This is a genomic window from Streptomyces sp. NPDC048337, assembly GCF_043201175.1.
Taxonomy (GTDB): Bacteria; Actinomycetota; Actinomycetes; order Streptomycetales; family Streptomycetaceae; genus Streptomyces.
Window position 1 is genome coordinate 155936 of record NZ_JBICYR010000015.1, and the last position, 17447, is coordinate 173382.

General features: G+C 72.6%; 19 protein-coding genes. 12 read left to right on the forward strand and 7 right to left on the reverse strand.

The features are described 5' to 3' along the window. Positions 1-56: 56 nt before the first annotated feature. Positions 57-947, reverse strand: a complete 891-nt coding sequence (locus ACGFYU_RS23855) for a neutral zinc metallopeptidase (protein WP_393829330.1) — start codon at positions 945-947, stop codon at positions 57-59. Between the two features lie 277 nt (positions 948-1224). On the opposite strand from ACGFYU_RS23855, the gene ACGFYU_RS23860 reads away from it, so the two are divergent. From ACGFYU_RS23860 to amaP, 8 genes are all read left to right on the forward strand, one after another. After that, positions 1225-2823, forward strand: a complete 1599-nt coding sequence (locus tag ACGFYU_RS23860) for an ABC-F family ATP-binding cassette domain-containing protein (RefSeq protein WP_393829331.1) — start codon at positions 1225-1227, stop codon at positions 2821-2823. Positions 2824-3176: 353 nt separating this feature from the next. Further along, positions 3177-3398 (forward strand): helix-turn-helix domain-containing protein, encoded by a 222-nt coding sequence (locus ACGFYU_RS23865; protein WP_030010789.1) that lies wholly within the window; start codon positions 3177-3179, stop codon positions 3396-3398. Positions 3399-3542: 144 nt separating this feature from the next. After that, a complete protein-coding gene (locus ACGFYU_RS23870) occupies positions 3543-4322 on the forward strand; it encodes an enoyl-CoA hydratase/isomerase family protein (RefSeq protein ID WP_393829332.1) in 780 nt (259 codons plus the stop codon). A 113-nt stretch (positions 4323-4435) separates the two neighbouring features. Beyond that, positions 4436-4888 carry an Asp23/Gls24 family envelope stress response protein gene (locus ACGFYU_RS23875; RefSeq protein ID WP_393829333.1) on the forward strand — a complete coding sequence of 151 codons (453 nt, stop codon included), beginning with the start codon at positions 4436-4438 and terminating at the stop codon, positions 4886-4888. Between the two features lie 17 nt (positions 4889-4905). Further along, positions 4906-5091: a hypothetical protein gene (locus ACGFYU_RS23880; RefSeq protein WP_393829334.1), complete on the forward strand. Its 186-nt coding sequence runs from the start codon at positions 4906-4908 to the stop codon at positions 5089-5091. Between the two features lie 7 nt (positions 5092-5098). Beyond that, complete coding sequence (locus tag ACGFYU_RS23885) at positions 5099-5470, forward strand: hypothetical protein (RefSeq protein WP_393829335.1); 372 nt, start codon at positions 5099-5101, stop codon at positions 5468-5470. Next, positions 5467-6015 (forward strand): DUF6286 domain-containing protein, encoded by a 549-nt coding sequence (locus ACGFYU_RS23890; protein ID WP_393829336.1) that lies wholly within the window; start codon positions 5467-5469, stop codon positions 6013-6015. Before ACGFYU_RS23885 ends, ACGFYU_RS23890 begins: the two co-directional genes overlap by 4 nt. Positions 6016-6019: 4 nt before the next feature. Continuing rightward, positions 6020-6577 (forward strand): alkaline shock response membrane anchor protein AmaP, encoded by a 558-nt coding sequence (amaP, locus tag ACGFYU_RS23895; protein WP_393829337.1) that lies wholly within the window; start codon positions 6020-6022, stop codon positions 6575-6577. 142 nt (positions 6578-6719) lie between these two features. Here the strand turns inward: amaP and ACGFYU_RS23900 are convergent, their stop codons facing one another. From ACGFYU_RS23900 to ACGFYU_RS23925, 6 genes are all read right to left on the reverse strand, one after another. Continuing rightward, positions 6720-7475 carry an SDR family oxidoreductase gene (locus ACGFYU_RS23900; protein ID WP_393829338.1) on the reverse strand — a complete coding sequence of 252 codons (756 nt, stop codon included), beginning with the start codon at positions 7473-7475 and terminating at the stop codon, positions 6720-6722. A gap of 9 nt (positions 7476-7484) precedes the next feature. After that, entirely contained in the window at positions 7485-8285 is an 801-nt protein-coding gene (locus ACGFYU_RS23905; protein WP_393829339.1) for an SURF1 family protein, read from the reverse strand. A gap of 91 nt (positions 8286-8376) precedes the next feature. After that, positions 8377-8610 (reverse strand): hypothetical protein, encoded by a 234-nt coding sequence (locus ACGFYU_RS23910; RefSeq protein ID WP_393829340.1) that lies wholly within the window; start codon positions 8608-8610, stop codon positions 8377-8379. Between the two features lie 90 nt (positions 8611-8700). Beyond that, positions 8701-9675, reverse strand: coding sequence for a DEDDh family exonuclease (locus tag ACGFYU_RS23915; protein ID WP_393829341.1), 975 nt, complete (start codon positions 9673-9675; stop codon positions 8701-8703). 47 nt (positions 9676-9722) lie between these two features. Continuing rightward, positions 9723-12317 (reverse strand): MXAN_6230/SCO0854 family RING domain-containing protein, encoded by a 2595-nt coding sequence (locus ACGFYU_RS23920; protein WP_393829342.1) that lies wholly within the window; start codon positions 12315-12317, stop codon positions 9723-9725. 152 nt (positions 12318-12469) lie between these two features. Continuing rightward, positions 12470-13114 (reverse strand): TetR/AcrR family transcriptional regulator, encoded by a 645-nt coding sequence (locus ACGFYU_RS23925; protein WP_393829343.1) that lies wholly within the window; start codon positions 13112-13114, stop codon positions 12470-12472. A gap of 114 nt (positions 13115-13228) precedes the next feature. Between ACGFYU_RS23925 and ACGFYU_RS23930 the strand changes: the two genes are divergently transcribed. The 4 genes from ACGFYU_RS23930 to ACGFYU_RS23945 are packed head-to-tail and all read left to right on the forward strand — an operon-like array spanning position 13229 to position 17446. Beyond that, entirely contained in the window at positions 13229-14026 is a 798-nt protein-coding gene (locus tag ACGFYU_RS23930; RefSeq protein ID WP_393829344.1) for an acetoacetate decarboxylase family protein, read from the forward strand. A gap of 1 nt (position 14027) precedes the next feature. Beyond that, a complete protein-coding gene (locus ACGFYU_RS23935; protein WP_393829345.1) occupies positions 14028-14912 on the forward strand; it encodes an SDR family NAD(P)-dependent oxidoreductase in 885 nt (294 codons plus the stop codon). A 12-nt stretch (positions 14913-14924) separates the two neighbouring features. After that, positions 14925-16217, forward strand: a complete 1293-nt coding sequence (locus ACGFYU_RS23940; protein ID WP_393829346.1) for an amidohydrolase family protein — start codon at positions 14925-14927, stop codon at positions 16215-16217. Positions 16218-16222: 5 nt separating this feature from the next. Next, positions 16223-17446: an amidohydrolase family protein gene (locus ACGFYU_RS23945; protein ID WP_393829347.1), complete on the forward strand. Its 1224-nt coding sequence runs from the start codon at positions 16223-16225 to the stop codon at positions 17444-17446. Position 17447: the final 1 nt, after the last annotated feature.

The window sequence follows — 17447 nt, forward strand, 5'->3', positions numbered from 1 at the left end:
ATCACTCCCTCTCGTGACGGTGACCCACGTCACAGCATGGCAGGCGCCGCCGACAGTCAGCGGAAGGTGTTGCACTGGGCCATGTCGCCCGTGCGGTAGCCCTGGTAGAACCACTGCTGGCGCTGCTCGGCCGACCCGTGCGTCCAGGACTCCGGGGTCACCCGGCCCTGGAACTTCTCCTGGATCCGGTCGTCGCCGACCGCGGCCGCCGCGTCCAGCCCGTCCTTGATGTCCTGGTCGGTCAGGCTCGTGATCAGCGGCCTGCCCGTGGACTCGTCCGGGGTCCGCGTCGCGTTGTGCGCCCACACCCCGGCGTAGCAGTCGGCCTGGAGCTCCACCTTCACGGCGTTGCTGTTCGCACCCGGCCGCCCGTCCTGGGCCTTCTGGAGCGTCCCGGTCAGGTTCTGGATGTGGTGCCCGTACTCGTGGGCCACCACGTACGCCTGGGCGAAGGGGCCGCCGCTCGCGCCGAACTTGTCCCGCAGGTCGTTGAAGAAGCCCAGGTCCAGATAGACCTTCCGGTCGGCGGGGCAGTAGAAGGGGCCGACCGCCGAGGTGGCCGCCCCGCAGGCGGTGTTCACGCGGCCGGTGAAGAAGACGGTCGGCGCCGGGGTGTAGGTGCCGCCGCGCCGGGTGAACTCCTGCCTCCAGAAGTCCTGGGTGCTGTTGACCACGGCGACCAGCCGGCAGTCCTCCCGGGCGTTCGCGGACCGCCCGGTCTTGCACGCCTGCTTCACCTCGTCGACGGAGGACGAGGCCGGCGACGGCTCGCTGTCCCCGGAGGACAGTCCCAGCTGCTCCGGTCCCACACCGAACAGCAGGCCCATGACCAGTGCGATCAGTCCGACGATGCCGCCGCCGATGGTGGCCCGCCCGCCGGGGATGCGGCTGCCGCGCCGGTCCTCGACCTCGGAAGTGTCCAGACTGGCGTCGTCGTCGAACTGCATCCCGCACCGCCCTCGATCCGTGAAGCCTGGGAGCCAGGTGTCCGCCCCTGCGGCGAGTATCAACCCCTTCATCCTGATACGCGCCCCGGCCTTCCGGGCCGATCCCTGGGCCGAACGGGGGACGAGCGGGAGTGGCGTACGAGGTCCCGGCACCCCGATAAGTAGTTGCGCACCCCCGGTAGAATGAATCCCATGGCAAATCTCCTCGCGGATTAGCGGCGTCGAAGCATCGCGTCCTGCCCCCCTTCCGCCGTCCCCACCGCCCTGGAGTATTTCCGTGATCACCGCCACCGGCATCGAGCTGCGCGCCGGCGCCCGCGTCCTCATCGAGTCCGCCTCCTTCCGCATCGCCAAGGGCGACCGCATCGGCCTGGTCGGCCGCAACGGAGCGGGCAAGACCACCCTCACCAAGTGCCTCGCCGGCGAGGGTCAGCCCGCCGGCGGCACCATCACCCGCTCGGGCGAGGTCGGCTACCTCCCGCAGGACCCCCGCACCGGTGACCTCGACGTCCTCGCCCGCGACCGGATCCTCTCCGCCCGCGGCCTCGACGTCCTGATCAAGAAGATGCGGATGAACGAGGAGCGCATCGCGGGCGGCTCCGGCGCCACCCGCGAGAAGGCGCTCAAGCAGTACGAGCGCCAGGAGACCGAGTTCCTCACCAAGGGCGGGTACGCCGCCGAGTCCGAGGCCGCGACCATCTCGGCCGCCCTCAGCCTGCCCGACCGGGTCCTCGGCCAGCCGCTGCACACCCTCTCCGGCGGCCAGCGCCGCCGCGTCGAGCTCGCCCGGATCCTCTTCTCGGACGCCGACACCCTGCTCCTCGACGAGCCCACGAACCACCTCGACGCCGACTCGATCGTCTGGCTGCGCGATTACCTGAAGAACTACCGCGGCGGCTTCGTCGTGATCTCCCACGACGTCGACCTGGTCGAGACCGTGGTCAACAAGGTGTTCTACCTGGACGCCAACCGGTCCCAGATCGACGTCTACAACATGGGCTGGAAGCTCTACCAGCAGCAGCGCGAGGCCGACGAGAAGCGCCGCAAGCGCGAGCGCCAGAACGCCGAGAAGAAGGCCGCGGCCCTGAACTCGCAGGCCGACAAGATGCGCGCCAAGGCGACCAAGACCGTCGCCGCGCAGAACATGGCCAAGCGCGCCGAGCGCCTGCTGTCGGGCCTAGAGGCCGTCCGCGTCTCCGACAAGGTCGCCAAGCTGCGCTTCCCGGACCCGGCGCCCTGCGGAAAGACCCCGCTGACCGCCGAGGGCCTGTCGAAGTCGTACGGCTCCCTGGAGATCTTCACCGACGTCGACCTGGCCATCGACAAGGGCTCCCGCGTGGTCATCCTCGGCCTCAACGGCGCCGGCAAGACCACGCTGCTGCGGCTGCTCGCGGGCGCCGAGAAGCCGGACACCGGCGAGGTCACCCCCGGCCACGGCCTCAAGCTCGGCTACTACGCCCAGGAGCACGAGACGCTCGACCCCGAGCGCACGGTCCTGGAGAACATGCGCTCCGCCGCGCCCGACCTGGACCTGGTCGCCGTACGCAAGACGCTGGGCTCCTTCCTCTTCTCCGGCGACGACGTGGACAAGCCCGCGGGCGTGCTCTCCGGCGGCGAGAAGACCCGGCTGGCCCTGGCCACGCTGGTCGTCTCGTCGGCGAACGTGCTGCTGCTCGACGAGCCCACCAACAACCTCGACCCGGCCAGCCGCGAGGAGATCCTGGGCGCGCTGCGCACGTACAAGGGCGCGGTCATCCTCGTCACGCACGACGAGGGCGCCGTGGAGGCGCTGGAGCCGGAGCGGATCATCCTGCTCCCGGACGGCGTCGAGGACCTGTGGGGACCGGACTACCGGGACCTGGTGGCCCTCGCCTGACCGCCCCCGGGCCCCTGATCCAATTCCTTATGGATCATTCGGCTCAGGGGTGATCCATCATCTGAGTGAGACGGTCTCGTACCGTTGCACGGCGCACGACGGCCCCGGCCGCACCCCCGAGCGGGAGCGGCCGGGGTCGTGCGTTTTCCGGCGTCCCGCCCCTGACCTGGCGATTCCCCGCGAGGGCGGTGAAGTGTGACGGAGGTCATGCAGCGGAAGAGGAGATTCCGTTCTGCTCGGGTGTCCACCAGTCGAGAAATGCCGTCGCACCGACCTTGCTGAATGGGTGGCCAGGAAGCGTGGGAGGGGTGATCATGAGAAGTCCAGAGCGCACTTCCCATGAGGAGGCACGGGTGGCCGAGACTCTGAAGAAGGGCAGCCGGGTGACCGGCGCCGCGCGCGACAAGCTCGCGGCAGACCTGAAGAAGAAGTACGACTCCGGTGCGAGTATCCGGGCGCTGGCCGAAGAGACCGGCCGGTCCTACGGATTCGTCCACCGGATGCTCAGTGAGTCCGGGGTTTCGCTGCGCGGTCGCGGTGGCGCGACGCGGGGCAAGAAGGCGGCTACGGCCTGACCCCGTTCTCCGCGGTTCCACATAGGTTCCAGCTGTTCCAGCAGTACCTTCGGTGACCCCCGGTCGACTCCGCGGTCGGCTGGGTGGTTACTGTGCAGTCACTTAGGCCGGAATCGCGGCCGACTGCACACCGGAGGCATACAGATGACTCTGCTCGACAAGGACGGCGTACGACTCACCGTCGACGACACGGTCGCCACGGTGACACTGACCAATCCGGCCAAGCGAAACGCCCAATCCCCCGCGCTCTGGCGGGCTTTGGCGGAGGCCGGAAGGTCGTTGCCGGGCACCGTCCGGGTCGTCGTGCTGCGCGGCGAGGGCAAGTCCTTCTCCGCCGGGCTCGACCGGCAGGCGTTCACCCCCGAGGGTTTCGAGGGCGAGCCGTCCTTCCTCGACCTGGCACGCGGTTCGGACGAACTGCTCGACTCCACCATCGCCGAATACCAGGAGGCATTCACCTGGTGGCGGCGTAACGACATCATCTCCGTCGCCGCCGTGCAGGGGCACGCGATCGGCGCCGGCTTCCAGCTCGCGCTCGCGTGCGACCTGCGCGTGGTCGCGGACGACGTGCAGTTCGCCATGCGCGAGACCAGCCTGGGTCTGGTGCCCGACCTCGCCGGCACCCAGCCGCTGACCTCGCTCGTCGGCTATGCCCGGGCGCTGGAGATCTGCGCCACGGGCCGCTTCGTGCACGCCGAGGAGGCCGAGCGCGTCGGCCTCGCCAACCTGGTGGTCCCGGTGGAGGAGCTCGACGCCGCCGTCCAGGACCTCACCACCGCACTGCTGGCCCCGCCGCGGGACGCCGTCATCGAAACCAAGGCCCTGCTGCGCGACGCGCAGTCCCGGCCGTACGACGACCAGCGCACCGCCGAGCGTGCGGCTCAGGCACGCCGCCTGCGCGACCTGGCGGGCCTCTCCGACTGACCCGCGGGTGCGGATCCGGCCGATGCCGATCGACTGGCGTAGTCCCGGCGCGGGAGCGGCGCCGCGCGCTTAACGTGGTGCGGAGTGAGTCCGCACGCGCGAAGGGACGAACGATGACGGAATCCGCACCCGCATCCGCATCCGGGAGCTCCGGCAAGGCCCCCGGCGACCGCGGTCGCACCACCATCGAAGGCGGTGTGGTCGAGAAGATCGCCGGGCTGGCCGCGCGCGAGGTGGTCGGCGTGCACGCCATGGGCAGCGGCAGCGCCCTCTCCCGTACCTTCGGCGCCGTCCGCGAACGCGTCCCCGGCGGCCAGAAGGCCGCCGTCAGCCGCGGGGTCAAGGCGGAGGTCGGCGAGGTGCAGACCGCCCTCGACCTGGAGATCGTCGTCGACTACGGCGTGTCGATCCGAGACGTGGCCCGGGCGGTCCGTGAGAACGTCATCGCGGCGGTCGAGCGGATGACCGGCCTGGAGGTCGTCGAGGTCAACATCGCGGTCAGCGACGTCAAACTGCCCGACGAGCCCGACGAGCCCGACGCGGAACCGCAGACCCGGCTCCAGTAGCCGAGAGGAGCCACGCAATGAGCATGGCGGTCGCCGGCCTCTTCGCCGGCATGGCCCTCGCGTTCGCCGGATACTTCGGCGGCTTCGGGGCCTTCCTGCTGGTGGCCTCCCTCGGCGCCATCGGCTTCGTCGCCGGCCGGTTCCTCGACGGGGACCTGGAGCCCGGGGACCTCTTCCGCCGCCGCGACGACCGGCGCGGGTGAGGCCCCGATGAGCACTCCGCCCCGGGCCACGCCGCCCCGGGTGCCGCCCGCCGACCGGGGGGCCACCCGTATCGCCGACCGGGTCGTCGCCAAGATCGCGGCCCAGGCCGCCCGGGAGGCGCTCACCGCACCCCCGGAGCAGGCCGCCGCGCCGCACGCGACCGTCACCGTGCACCACGACATCGCACGGGTACGGGTGAGCCTGGAGCTCGCCTACCCCTCCGACCTCGCCGCCCAGTGCGCCGCCGTACGCGGCCGGGTGGTCGGGCGCATCGAGGAGTACACGGAGATGTCCGTACCCGAGGTGGACATCGACATCGAGCACCTGCACTCCACGCACACCCGGTCCGCCGCCGGCCGGGACCGGCGGCTGCGGTGACCGGCGCGCACCGGTTCCGCTCCGCCCGGCGGACCCCGGCCGCGCTCGCCGCCCTCGTACTGCTGGGGGCGTCGGCCCTGTTCCTGTACGACCTGGCCGCGGTACGGGCCCACCGGCCCGGCATGGGCTGGCGCCGCGAGCTCGCCCACGAGCTGGACCGGCACACTCCGGCGGACCTGGGGGTGCTGCTGGGCGGCGGGGCCCTCGCCGTGGCCGGAGCGGTGCTCCTGCTGCTGGCGCTCACCCCCGGGCTGCGCGGGATCCTGCCGATGCGGACGCCGGAGCCGGCCGAGGGCGCCGCCGCGGTGCGGGCCGGGCTCGGGCGGAAGGACGCGGCGCAGGTGCTGCGGGACCGGGCCATGGAGGTGTCCGGGGTGCGGTCGGTCCGCGTCAGGATGGGGCGGTCCCACGTCGGGGTGCGGGCCACCTCGCACTTCCGGGAGCTGGACGACGTACGGGCCGACCTGGACGCGGTGCTCGCCGTCGGCATCGAGGAACTGGGACTCGCGCACCCGCCGCATCCGCACGTACGGGTCAGGAGGTGAGCGGGTGCTCGGGCTGGTGAACCGGATCCTGCTGGCGGTGGCCGGGCTGGTGCTGCTGGCGGCCGGGGTCTCGGTGCTGACGGCGTCCTGGCCGCTCGGCGGCCGGCACGCCCCGCTGCTGACGGAGGAGGCCCGGCGCCGGTACTGGCATGCCGAGGGCTGGTGGTGGTGGGCGCTGCTCGCCGGGCTCGCGCTGATGGTGCTGCTGGCGCTGTGGTGGCTGCTGTCCCAGCTGCGGCGCTCGCGGCTCCAGGCGGTGGTCGTGGACACCGGGGACGGGGCGTTCGCGCTGCTGCGGGGGCGTGCGCTGGAGGAGGCGGTGGCGGCGGAGGTCGGTGCGCTGGACGGGGTCGCCCGCTGCCGGGTCGCCCTGCGCGGGCGGCGGGGCTCGCCCGCCCTGCGGGTCGCGCTGGAGCTGGAACCCCACGCGGTCCCGGCCGACACCCTCGCCGCCCTCGCGGGCCCGGTCCTGACCCACGCCTGCCGCTCGGCGGGCCTGGCCGATCTGCCGACGGAGGCCCGCCTCCGGGTCACGTCCCACCGGGCCCAACGCGTGACCTAGCCCTGCGGCGCCGCTGCCGGGGGCTCCGCCCCCGGACCCCCGCGCCTCAAACGCAGGCGAGGCTGGATTTGGCCGGCGTTTGAGGAGCGGGGTGCGGGGCGGAGCCCCGGTCTTGTGGCCGCACACGCAGGGAGACGGCGGGTCAGAAGCCGTGCCGGGAGCCGCCGTCGACCGGGAGCATGATGCCCGTCAGGTAGGAGGCGGCCGGGGAGAGGAGGAAGGCCGCCGAGCGGCCGAACTCCTCCGGGGTCCCGTAGCGCCGCAGCGGGATGCGCGACTCGTGCCCGGCCCTGGCCGCGTCGGCGTCGCCGGACAGCGCGTCCAGCTCCCGCACCCGGTCCGTGTCGATCCGCGCAGGCAGCAGCCCGACCACCCGGATCCCGCGCGGCCCGAGGTCCACGGAGAGGGACTTCGCGAAGCCCGCCAGCCCCGGGCGCAGCCCGTTCGAGATGGTCAGGCCGGGGATCGGCTCGTGCACCGAGCCCGACAGCACGAAGCCGATGACACCCCCCTCGCCCAGTTCGGCCGCCGCCGCCCGCGCCAGCCGTACCGCGCCCATGAAGACGGAGTCGAAGGCCGCCGACCACTGCTCGTCGGTGTTGTCCGCCGCCACACCCGGGGCCGGGCCCCCGACGCTGATGAGGATGCCGTCCAGCCGGCCGAACCGCTCGCGCGCGGTCGCGATGAGCCGAGCGGCGGCCTCAGGGTCGGAGTTGTCGGCCGCCACTCCCACGGCGTTCGGGCCGAGCGCGGCCGCGGCGTCGGCCGCCCGCTTCTCGTCCCGCCCCGTCACGACGACCTTCGCGCCGTCGGCGGTCAGTTCACGGGCGGAGGCGAAACCGAGGCCGCGCGTGGCCCCGGTGACGATGTAGACACGGTCCTTCAGTCCAAGATCCATGCCGACACGCTACGCCGTCGCCGGCTCCGGCTCCGGCTCGTCGGCGGATGCGGCCTTCGCGGCCGCTTCCGCACGGTCGCGCTTCTCCCGCCGTACGAGGATCAGCCAGCCCACCGGCACCGCGGCCGCGAACAGCCACCACTGCACCGCGTACGCCATGTGCGGCCCGATCGAGTCGTGGTCGGGGTCGCCGATGGGCTCGGGGCTGCCGTCCGCCGGGGTCGGAGCGGTGAGTTCGAGGTAGCCGCCGAGGACGGGCCTGCCCAGGTACTCCGCCTGCTGCGCGCTGTTGATCAGCATCACCTGGCGGTCCGGGAGTCCCTTGCGGTCCTTGATGCCGCTGCCGCCGCTGGTCTCGTCGGCCTTCAGCCGGCCGGTGACCGTGACCTCGCCCGCGGGGGCGGCAGGCACCGGCGGGTAGGCGCGGGGGTCGTCGCCGCCGGGCACCCAGCCCCGGTTGACCAGCACGACCCGGCCGTCGCCGAGCACCAGCGGGGTCACGACGTGGAAGCCGACCTTGTCGTCGGCCGAGGTCCGCATCCGTACGACCACCTCGTGCGCGGTGTCGTACGTGCCGGTCGCGGTGACCGCGCGCCAGTAGTCCGCGCGGGGGACGGTGTGGCCGGGGGAGGTGATCCCGGTCATCGGGACCGGCTTCGCCCGCAGGTTCGCGTCGATGAGCTGGTTCTGCGCGACCCGGTGCTCATGGCGGTGGAACTGCCAGAACCCCAGCTTGATCATCACGGGGATGAGGACGAGGGCGATGAGGGTGAGGCACACCCACTGCCGGGTCAGCACAAAGCGGTACACGCCCACGACGGTACCCCCAGCGACGAGGACCCCGGCGGCCGGGTGGCCCACCGGGGTCACGGGAGGGAACGGGGCGCGTGGTGCGGGGGAGTCAGACGTGGTCGACGATGCCCACCTTCCCCTCCGCTCTGGCGCAGTGCGCCCCGCAGTACCACTGTCCTTCGACCTCGGCGCCCTGCCCGATGATCCGGACCTGGCAGTGCTGGCAGAGGGGCGCCATGCGGTGGATGGCGCAGGAGAAGCAGTCGAAGACGTGCACCGCGCCCTGCGCGTGCACCTCGAAGGACATGCCGTAATCGTTTCCGCAGACCTCACAACGTGCCATGTGCCGAATGCTGCGCACGGCGGAGGACCGGAACAAGATCCAGCGGGGTGAGTCGCCGCGCCTGCACCCGCCCGGCGCAACGCCCCCCGCTCAGGACTCCGCGTCCGCCACGTCCCGCAGCAGCTGCGTGAAGGCGGCCTCGTCGACGATCGGCGTGCCGAAGGACTTCGCCTTGACCGTCTTGGAGGTCGCCGAGTCGGGGTCGTTCGTCACGAGCAGGCTGGTGAGCCGCGACACGCTCGTCGCCACGTGCAGGCCCGCCTCGACGGCGCGGTCCTCCAGCAGCTCCCGGTCGACCGAGGTGTCACCGGAGAAGGCGATCCGCATGCCCTGCTTCAGCGGCTTGCCGTCCTCGAAGCGCCCCGGGTTCGGGTACGGGCACGGCGGCCGCTTGCGCGAGGCCCGCCAGGTGCCGCCGCCCCCGTACGAGGCCTGGTAGCCGACCCGCGGGGCGGCGGGGGAGTCGGACCACTCCGTCAGCGGCCGGCACTCCAGCAGGGGCAGCCGTACGCCGTCCCGCGCGGCCGCGTGCAGCGACGGACGGAAGGCCTCCGCCAGTACCCGGGCGTCATCGAGCGCGTGGTGGGCGCGCTGCTGGACCACGCCGAAGTGCGCGGCGAGCGACTCCAGCTTGTGGTTGGGCAGCGGGAGGTTCAGTTCCTTCGACAGGGCGATGGTGCACAGCCGCTGACGGACCGGCGCGGTCTCGGCGGCGCGCGCGTACTCCCGGGCGATCATCTGCCAGTCGAAGATGGCGTTGTGCGCGACGAGCACGCGGTCCGCGAGCCGGTCCGCGAACTCCTCGGCGATGTCCTTGAAGAGCGGAGCGTCGGCGAGCATCGCGCTCGTCAGACCGTGGATCCACACCGGTCCGGGATCGCGCTGCGGGTTGACCAGGGTGTACCAGTGGTCCTCCACGTTGCCCCGGGCGTCGAGCCGGTAGACGGCGGCGGAGACTATCCGGTCGTCGCGAGCGAGTCCGGTGGTCTCCACGTCGACGACCGCGTATCCCTGGGGGTACGCGGTCGGCCACATCGTCTCTGCGGTCGTACGGTCGTCGAGCATGGTCACAGAGGATATCGGCACGGACTGACATCGCCCGCCGCCCGGGATCATCCCAGGGCCGCGACGAGGTCCCCGGCGGCCAGCTGTTCGAGCCCGCAGCCGTCAACGGGCCCCGGCAGCAGCCGGTATACGGACCCCCGCGCACCGGCCGGCGCCACGTCCCCGTCCACCAGCGCCAGGAGGGCGGAGCGCCCGGAGGCGGCGGCTCCCGCGAGGGCCTCCACGTCCGGAGCAGCCAGGGCGGTGTCCGGATCGCCCAGCCCGACGAGCCGTGCGGCGAACGCCGCGGTGTCCTCGCCCGCGCGCCGGCGGTAGGTCCACAGCTCGTCGGGGTCGCTCGGCCGGGGCGTGCGGCGCAGTACGACGACCTCGCCGCAGCGGGCGGCGGCGTGCCAGCCGGCCAGCTCCCACAGGGTGGTGCGACCGGTGGAGAAGTACTGGAACAGGTCGCGGCCGATCCGGGCCAGGTCCTCCTGGTGCGCGTACACGCTGTGGTAGCCCTCGTCGTCCGGCAGGTGCACGTCGGTCCACAGGAAGCCGCGCCGCTCCAGGTCGACGAGGAGCGGCACGTGGATCCGCGAGTTGCCGACCAGGTCGTAGCGCTGCCGGACGGCCCGCGGGTCGTAGCGCGAGGTGCGCCCGGAGCGGCTGGGCAGCGCCATGAACCCGGCGAAGGCGTCGGGCAGCACCTCGAAGGGGAAGTTGTTGTAACTGAAGACGACCGGCATGGCGAAGCGCACACCGGTGTCGGCGAGGGCGTCGAGGTCGATGTCCACGTACTCGCTCGCCCCGGCGGGCGCGGGCGCGGAGGTGAGGTCGCCCGAGTGGACGACGGCCCGCCCGCCGTAGACCAGGTTCGTGTAGTCGCACAGGCCCGCGTAGTTCCAGTCGGAGTCGAAGAGCACCACCGACAGGTCGAGGTCCACCGTCTTCCTCGGCGGCTCCATCCAGTGCAGGAACATCCGCAGCACCTCGCCGTCGGGCAGCGCCTGGAAGCTGCCCTTGGGGACGGTGACCAGAGCCTTGGCCGCGGCCCGCTCGGCGGAGGGCACGTGCAGGTGGGCCAGGCGGGAGTCCAGCACCGCCACGTCGTACGGCTCGGCCGTCGACAGGCGGCGCAGCAGCTCCCGCTCGAACAGCCCGCTCACCGCTCGGGTCACCGACTCGGCGAGCGGGGCCCGGGTGTCGTCCACGGTGTAGGAGTGCGCGACCTGGCCGCGGGGGAAGAACACCCGCCGGGTGCCGGGCAGATGGCGGATCCGCAGCCGCCCCAGCGCGGACAGGACCGGGCCCGGCCCGGCCTTGGGCAGCCGCTCCGCGAGCACGGCGGCGACCCGTTCGGGCAGGGCGTCCGAGTCGTAGCGGCGCAGCAGGTGGTCGAGGCGGCGTACGAGCTCCCCGGGCCGCTCCGCCAGGACAGCGAGGGCGCGGTCGGGGTCCCCGCCGCGCAGGGCCTCCTCGGCGCGCCCGGTCCAGGTGGCGGCCCTGATGCGCGAGCCGTCGACGCGTACGGCGTGCGGGTGGGCGGCGGCGGTGGCCAGCAGGGCCTCGCCCAGCGCGGTGCCCCGGACGTCGGTCTCCCGCAGCACGGCGAACGCCAGCGCCGCCCGCGGGTGGCGGCCGTGGTGCTCGAAGGGGTGCAGGATCTCGGCGGCGCGCTTCCAGGTGTCGGGGTGGCGCAGTACGTCCTCGACGAGCAGCGCGGGGTCCAGCCCGTCCAGCAGGCCGAGCAGTTCGCGCCGCAGCGGGCGGGGCAGGGAGCGCATCCGGGGCGGTGCCAGCAGGTCGGCCTCGCCGCCGGACCACACGGCCAGTAGCCGCAGGACGTCGGTCGCGGTGGTCAGCCACCGGGGCAGCAGGGCGCGTACGGCCTCGCGGGTGCGGCGCTCGAGCAGCAGGGTGCCGAGCACCATGGCCTTGGTCTCGCGCACCGGGATCGCGTCCGGAAGCCAGTCGAGGCCGGCCGGCGCGTGTCCGAGGAGCACCCGCGCCTCCGCGGTGTCCTGGGGCGACAGCGGGGTGCGGCGGGCGAGCAGCCGGCCGAGGGCGGTGACCGCGTCGGCCGCGCGGTCGGTGCCCAGGCCGAGCAGCCGCAGCGGGCCCGCGGAGTCTGCGGGTGCGGGCCGGCCGGGCCGGGGTGCCGGCACCAGGAACGGGTCCGCGGGGTCGATCCGGCGGTGGCAGATCGGGCAGCCCGTGTAGACGCTGCCGTCCCAGCAGCTCCGGCACACCAGGTGGGCGCACGGCGAGACGGGGTGGACGCTGCCGACGGTCGCGCACAGCACGCACGGCTGGGCGGGCCACTGGAGGAGCAGGGTGAAGACCCGGTCGATCCACAAGGCGTACGTGTCGTCGGGCACGGAGGCCGGGAAGGTGCGGAAGAGCGGCATGTGGGTGCGGTCGGCGCCCAGCAGGACGTCGATGTCGCGGACCAGGCGGGTGCCGGCGTCGGCCAGCCCCCTGGGCCCGAGCCAGGCGAGTGCGGAGCGCAGCGGAGCCGTCAGGGCGAAGCCCCGGTCGAGGAGTTCGGCTTCCAGGGCCGTCAGGCCCTCGGCGGTCGAGGGGTCGCCCGGGCGGGGCCCGGCCTGGTCGACGTACACGGTGTGGAGACGGCGCAGCAGAACGGTCGACAGCTCGGGCAAAGGGGGGATTCCTCCGGAACCGGGGAGAGAGGTGGGGCGGGGGCGGAGAGGGGACGCGCTGCGGTTTTCGGAGAAGGATGAGAAGGAAGCACGTCGCGGAGCCGCCCCCGCGGACCAGATCCAACCACGGCGGCGGGCCGGCGCAAACCGATTTAACGGCCCGTCCGCGGGGTCGGCGGGGCCGGTGCCAGCACGGTCGTCACCAGGGCGCGTACGGAGAGCAGGAAGAGGTGCTCCGGATCGGCGGGGCGGGCCAGGGCGCGGGCGAGGGCCGGGTCGTGGGGGGCGGTGGCCGGGTCCCAGAGCTCGCTCTCGGCCGGGGACTGGGCGGGGGAGCGCTCGCGGTTGCGCTCGACCAGGAGGAAGCCGACGATCTGGAACTGGATGGCGCGCACCGCGTCGGCCGCCCGGGCTCCGCGCAGCCCGCCGGCGTGCACCTCGTGCACGAGCGCCTGCTGCGCGGGCAGGAACATCCGCTCGGTGAGCCCGCGTTCGTGCACCATCGCGATCAGGTGCGGGCGTTCGCGCAGTTCGCGGCGCAGGGTCCGGGCCACCGAGACGATCCGTTCGGCGGGGGTGCGGCCGAGCGGGCGGATCGCGCCCATCTCCTCCACCGTCCGCTCCACGAGCGCGTCGAGCAGCGATTCGCGGTTGCCGACGTGCCAGTAGATGGAGGTCACCGCCGTGCCCAGCTCGGCGGCGAGCTTGCGCATGGTGAGGGCGGCCGGGCCGTGCTGCTTGACCAGGGACGCGGCGGCGTCCAGTACCTCCCGGCGGGTCAGCGTGCTTCTGGCCATGTCAGCGGGCCGCCAATCTGTCGATGCGTCAGTTCGGTGCGTGCAGGGGTCTTTACCCTTCATCGGTGGCAGTGTAACTGTGTTACAGAGCCGACCGAAGGAGTGGTGCTGGAGATGGCACGCGTACGGTACGGAGCGCGCACCGAAGCCGAGATCACGGCGTCGCGCGAGAAGAGTTCCCAGCTCCCCGACATCTGGTCCACCGGTGTGGTGGCCGTCTGGGAGAGCGATCCGGACGTGGTGGCGGCGGTCCTCCCGCCGCCGCTCAAGCCGGCCGACCGGCCCCTCGTACGGGCCAACATCAGCAAGGTCGACCTGCCCGGCTACCCGCTCGGCGCCGGCTCGGTGGCCGTCGCCGCCCAGCACGGCGGGGTCGAGGGCTGGTACCCGCTGGTCATGCCGATGACCCACGAACGCGCCCTGATCGGCGGCCGCGAGGTCTTCGGCGAGCCCAAGAAGCTGGGCGAGGTCACCGTGGAGCGCGAGGGACTCGTCGTACGGGCCTCCCTCGCCCGGCACGGCATCGCCTTCGTGGAGGTGCGCGGGGCGGTGGACCGCGAACTGCCGCCGCCCGAGCCCACCCAGAAGACCGACTTCTACTTCAAGTTCCTGCCCGCCGTGGACGGTTCGGGCTTCGACGCGGACCCGGTCCTCGTGCACTGCACCCGCAACGAGAAGGTCCGCAAGCTGGAGCACATCACCGGTGACGTGGTGCTCCGCGAGTCCATGTTCGACCCCATCGCCGACCTCCCCGTCCGCCGGGTCGTGGAGATCACCATCGGCGAGAAGACCACCGACCAGAAGGGCAAGGTCGTCGAGCGGGTCAGCGCCCAGGCCCTGCTCCCGTACATCCACCAGCGCTACGACGACCCGATGCAGATCCTCGACGGGCCGCCCGAGGGGAGTGTGTGACATGCGACTAGAACCCGGACAGGTGGCCGTCGTCACCGGCGCCGCGAGTGGCATCGGCCTCGCGATGGCCCGCCGCTTCGCCGCCGAGGGACTGAAGGTGGTCCTCGCCGACGTGGAAGAAGGCGCCCTGCGCAAGGCCTCCGACGAACTGGTCGCCGACGGCGCCCAGGTGCTCGCCAGGACCGTCGACGTCGGCGACCGCGACTCCGTGCTCTCGCTGGCCGACGCCGCCTACGAGGCCTTCGGCGCCGTGCACGTGCTCTGCAACAACGCGGGCGTCGGCTCGGGCGCCGAGGGCCGCATGTGGGAACACGAGCCCAACGACTGGAAGTGGGCCTTCTCCGTCAACGTGTGGGGCGTCTTCCACGGCATCCAGGCCTTCGTCCCCCGCATGATCGCGGGCGGCGCACCCGGCCACGTCGTCAACACCTCCTCCGGCGACGGCGGCATCGCCCCGCTGCCCACCGCCTCCGTCTACGCCGTCACCAAGGCGGCCGTGGTCACCATGACCGAGTCCCTCTACGCCCACCTCAAGGCGGAGGGCGCGGCCGTCGGAGCCTCCGTCCTCTTCCCCGGACCGCACATGCTGCGCACCGGACTGTGGGAGTCCCACCGCAACCGGCCCGAGCGCTACGCGAAGCAGCGCCCGCGCAAGACCCCGTACCGCAGCCTCGACCAGTACGAGGCCGCGATGAAGCAGGCCGGGCACGAGGTGAACTTCACCCCGGTCGAGGAGGTCGCCGAGCACGTCGTCGACGGCATCCGCGCCGACCGCTTCTGGATGCTCCCGGCGAGCGAGCACAGCGACCGGCAGATCCGCGCCCGGTCGCAGTCGATGCTCGACCGCGCCAACCCCGCCTACCTGGAGAGCTTCATCCTCGACTGAGGAGCGTCTCGCGTGAGTGACACACCGTACGAAGACCCGTACCTGATCATCTCCTCCGACTGCCATGCAGGCCTGCCCACCGAGCAGTACCGCCCCTACCTCGATTCCCGCTTCCACGCGCAGTTCGACGAGTTCCTCGGCGAGCGCGACGCCCGCCGCGCGGAGGCCACCCGGCTGGGCGTGCGCAACGAGGCCTTCGCCGAGAAGTGGTTCCACGACCACGAGGAAGGCCTCAAGGGCGGCTGGGACACGGCGCAGCGGCTGAAGGAACTCGACGGCGACGGGGTGGCCGCCGAGGTCGTATTCCCCGACGCGGACGCCGTCGACAGCCAGACCGCGGCTCCCTTCGGGGTGGGTCTGGGCCTCTCCGGCGACCAGGACCCCGAGCTGGGCATGGCGGGCGCGCAGGCGCACAACCGCTGGCTGGCCGAGTTCGTCTCGCAGACCCCGGAGCGCCACTGCGGCGTCGCCCTGCTCCCCATCACCGGCGAGCCGGACAAGGTCGTCGCCGAGATCCACCGGGCCAAGGAGTCCGGGCTGGGCGCGCTGATGATCCCCGCGATGTGGGTGGACAAGGCGCCCTACCACGACCGCCGCTACGACCCGGTGTGGGCGGCGGCCGCCGAGACGCAGATGCCGATCGTCACCCACTCCGGCTCCTCGCCGCGCCACGAGTACGGCGACCACCTGGGCATCTTCGTCTCCGAGGTCACCTGGTGGCCGTCCCGCCCGCTGTGGTTCCTGCTCTGGTCCGGGGTCTTCGAGCGGCACCCCGGCCTCAAGTTCGGCGTCGCGGAATCCGGCTGCTGGTGGCTGCCGAACCAGCTGTGGTTCATGGACCGCCTCTACCTCGGCGCGCACGGCGGCAAGAAGCTCTCCCCGTTCGAGGAGCTGAAGCGGCCGCCGAGCGAGTACCTGGACCGGCAGGTCTTCATCTGCGCGACGAACACCAAGCGCCGGGAGCTCGCCCAGCGCTACGAGATCGGCGTGGACAACATCCTGTGGGGCTCGGACTTCCCGCACCCGGAGGGCACCTGGCCCGCCACCAGGAACTGGCTGAAGAACACCTTCCACGACATCCCGGTGGAGGAGACCCGCCGCATGCTCGGCCTGGCGGCGGCGGAGGTCTTCGGCTTCGACACGCAGAAGCTCGCCCCGATAGCCCGCCGGATCGGCCCCACCCCGGCCGAGCTGGGCCAGAGCCCCGACCAGGCGGCGGTGGAGGCCTCCTGGGCCCGCTCCCGCGAGGTGGGCCGGCACTGGCTGACGGACAACGACTTCCCGGTACTGGGGGTCCCGGAATGACAGGCATGACGGGCGACGACCGCTACACGGTGATCTCGGCGGACTGCCACGCGGGCGCCGACCTGCTGGACTACAAGCCGTACCTGGAGAGGCGCTACCACGACGAGTTCGACGCCTGGGCCGCCACCTACGTGAACCCGTACGAGGACCTCCTCGCGGACACGGCGGACCGCAACTGGAACTCGGCGCGCCGCCTCGCGGAGCTCGAAGCGGACGGCATCGTCGCGGAAGTCCTCTTCCCGAACACCATCCCGCCGTTCTTCCCCAAGGCCTCGCTGATGGCCCAGCCCCCGACGGCCGCGGAGTACGCGATGCGGTGGGCCGGGCTGCAGGCCCACAACCGCTGGCTGGCCGACTTCTGCGCGGACGCGCCGGGACGGCGGGCGGGCGTGGTCCAGATCCTCCTGAACGACGTGGACGCGGCGGTGCGCGAGATCCGCCGCACCCGTGAAGCCGGCCTCACGGGCGGCATCCTGCTGCCCGGCGTCCCGCCCGGCTCCACGGTCCCGGAGCTCTACTCGGAGGCGTACGACCCGATCTGGGCGGTGTGCGACGAGCTGGACGTCCCGGTCAACCACCACGGCGGCTCGGCCTCGCCCCCGCTCGGCGACGAACCCGCCGCCCGGGCGGTCTTCATGGTCGAGACCACCTGGTTCTCGCACCGAGCCCTGTGGCACCTCATCTTCGGCGGCGCCTTCCGCCGCCACCCGGGGCTGAAGCTGGTCCTGACGGAGCAGGGCTCCGGCTGGATCCCGGGCGTGATGGAGATGCTGGACTACTACCACGGCCGCCTGGTCGCGGCCTCGGGCACGGCCGAGTCCAAGTTCGGGGCGGGCCTGGCGGACGCGATGGGCAGGGGCCCGAGCGAGGTCTGGCGGGACAACTGCTTCGTGGGAGCGAGCTTCATGCGCCCCCACGAGGTGCCGCTGCGGGAGCGGATCGGCCTCGACAAGATCATGTGGGGCAGCGACTACCCCCACGACGAGGGCACCACCCCCTTCTCCCGCGAAGGCCTCCGCATCGCCTACGCGGGCCTCCCGCGGGAGGAGGTCGCGGCGATGGTCGGCGGCAACGCGGCCCGGGTCTACGGCTTCGACCTCGCGCTCCTGGACGCGGTGGCCGCCAAACACGGCCCCCTGGTCTCGGAGATCGCCGAACCCCTGACGGAGGTCCCGCCCCAGGCCACCAGCCCGGCCTTCGCCCGAGGGGGCTCGGTCCGGGTCTGGTGAC

Coding starts and splice junctions, on each gene's coding strand:
- ACGFYU_RS23935 (WP_393829345.1), top strand. CDS start 14,028: ATGCGACTAGAACCCGGACAGGTGGCCGTCGTCACCGGCGCCGCGAGT.
- ACGFYU_RS23930 (WP_393829344.1), top strand. CDS start 13,229: ATGGCACGCGTACGGTACGGAGCGCGCACCGAAGCCGAGATCACGGCG.
- ACGFYU_RS23945 (WP_393829347.1), top strand. CDS start 16,223: ATGACGGGCGACGACCGCTACACGGTGATCTCGGCGGACTGCCACGCG.
- ACGFYU_RS23925 (WP_393829343.1), bottom strand. CDS start 13,114: ATGGCCAGAAGCACGCTGACCCGCCGGGAGGTACTGGACGCCGCCGCG.
- ACGFYU_RS23900 (WP_393829338.1), bottom strand. CDS start 7,475: ATGGATCTTGGACTGAAGGACCGTGTCTACATCGTCACCGGGGCCACG.
- ACGFYU_RS23855 (WP_393829330.1), bottom strand. CDS start 947: ATGCAGTTCGACGACGACGCCAGTCTGGACACTTCCGAGGTCGAGGAC.
- ACGFYU_RS23885 (WP_393829335.1), top strand. CDS start 5,099: ATGAGCACTCCGCCCCGGGCCACGCCGCCCCGGGTGCCGCCCGCCGAC.
- ACGFYU_RS23880 (WP_393829334.1), top strand. CDS start 4,906: ATGAGCATGGCGGTCGCCGGCCTCTTCGCCGGCATGGCCCTCGCGTTC.
- ACGFYU_RS23915 (WP_393829341.1), bottom strand. CDS start 9,675: ATGCTCGACGACCGTACGACCGCAGAGACGATGTGGCCGACCGCGTAC.
- ACGFYU_RS23870 (WP_393829332.1), top strand. CDS start 3,543: ATGACTCTGCTCGACAAGGACGGCGTACGACTCACCGTCGACGACACG.
- ACGFYU_RS23910 (WP_393829340.1), bottom strand. CDS start 8,610: ATGGCACGTTGTGAGGTCTGCGGAAACGATTACGGCATGTCCTTCGAG.
- ACGFYU_RS23875 (WP_393829333.1), top strand. CDS start 4,436: ATGACGGAATCCGCACCCGCATCCGCATCCGGGAGCTCCGGCAAGGCC.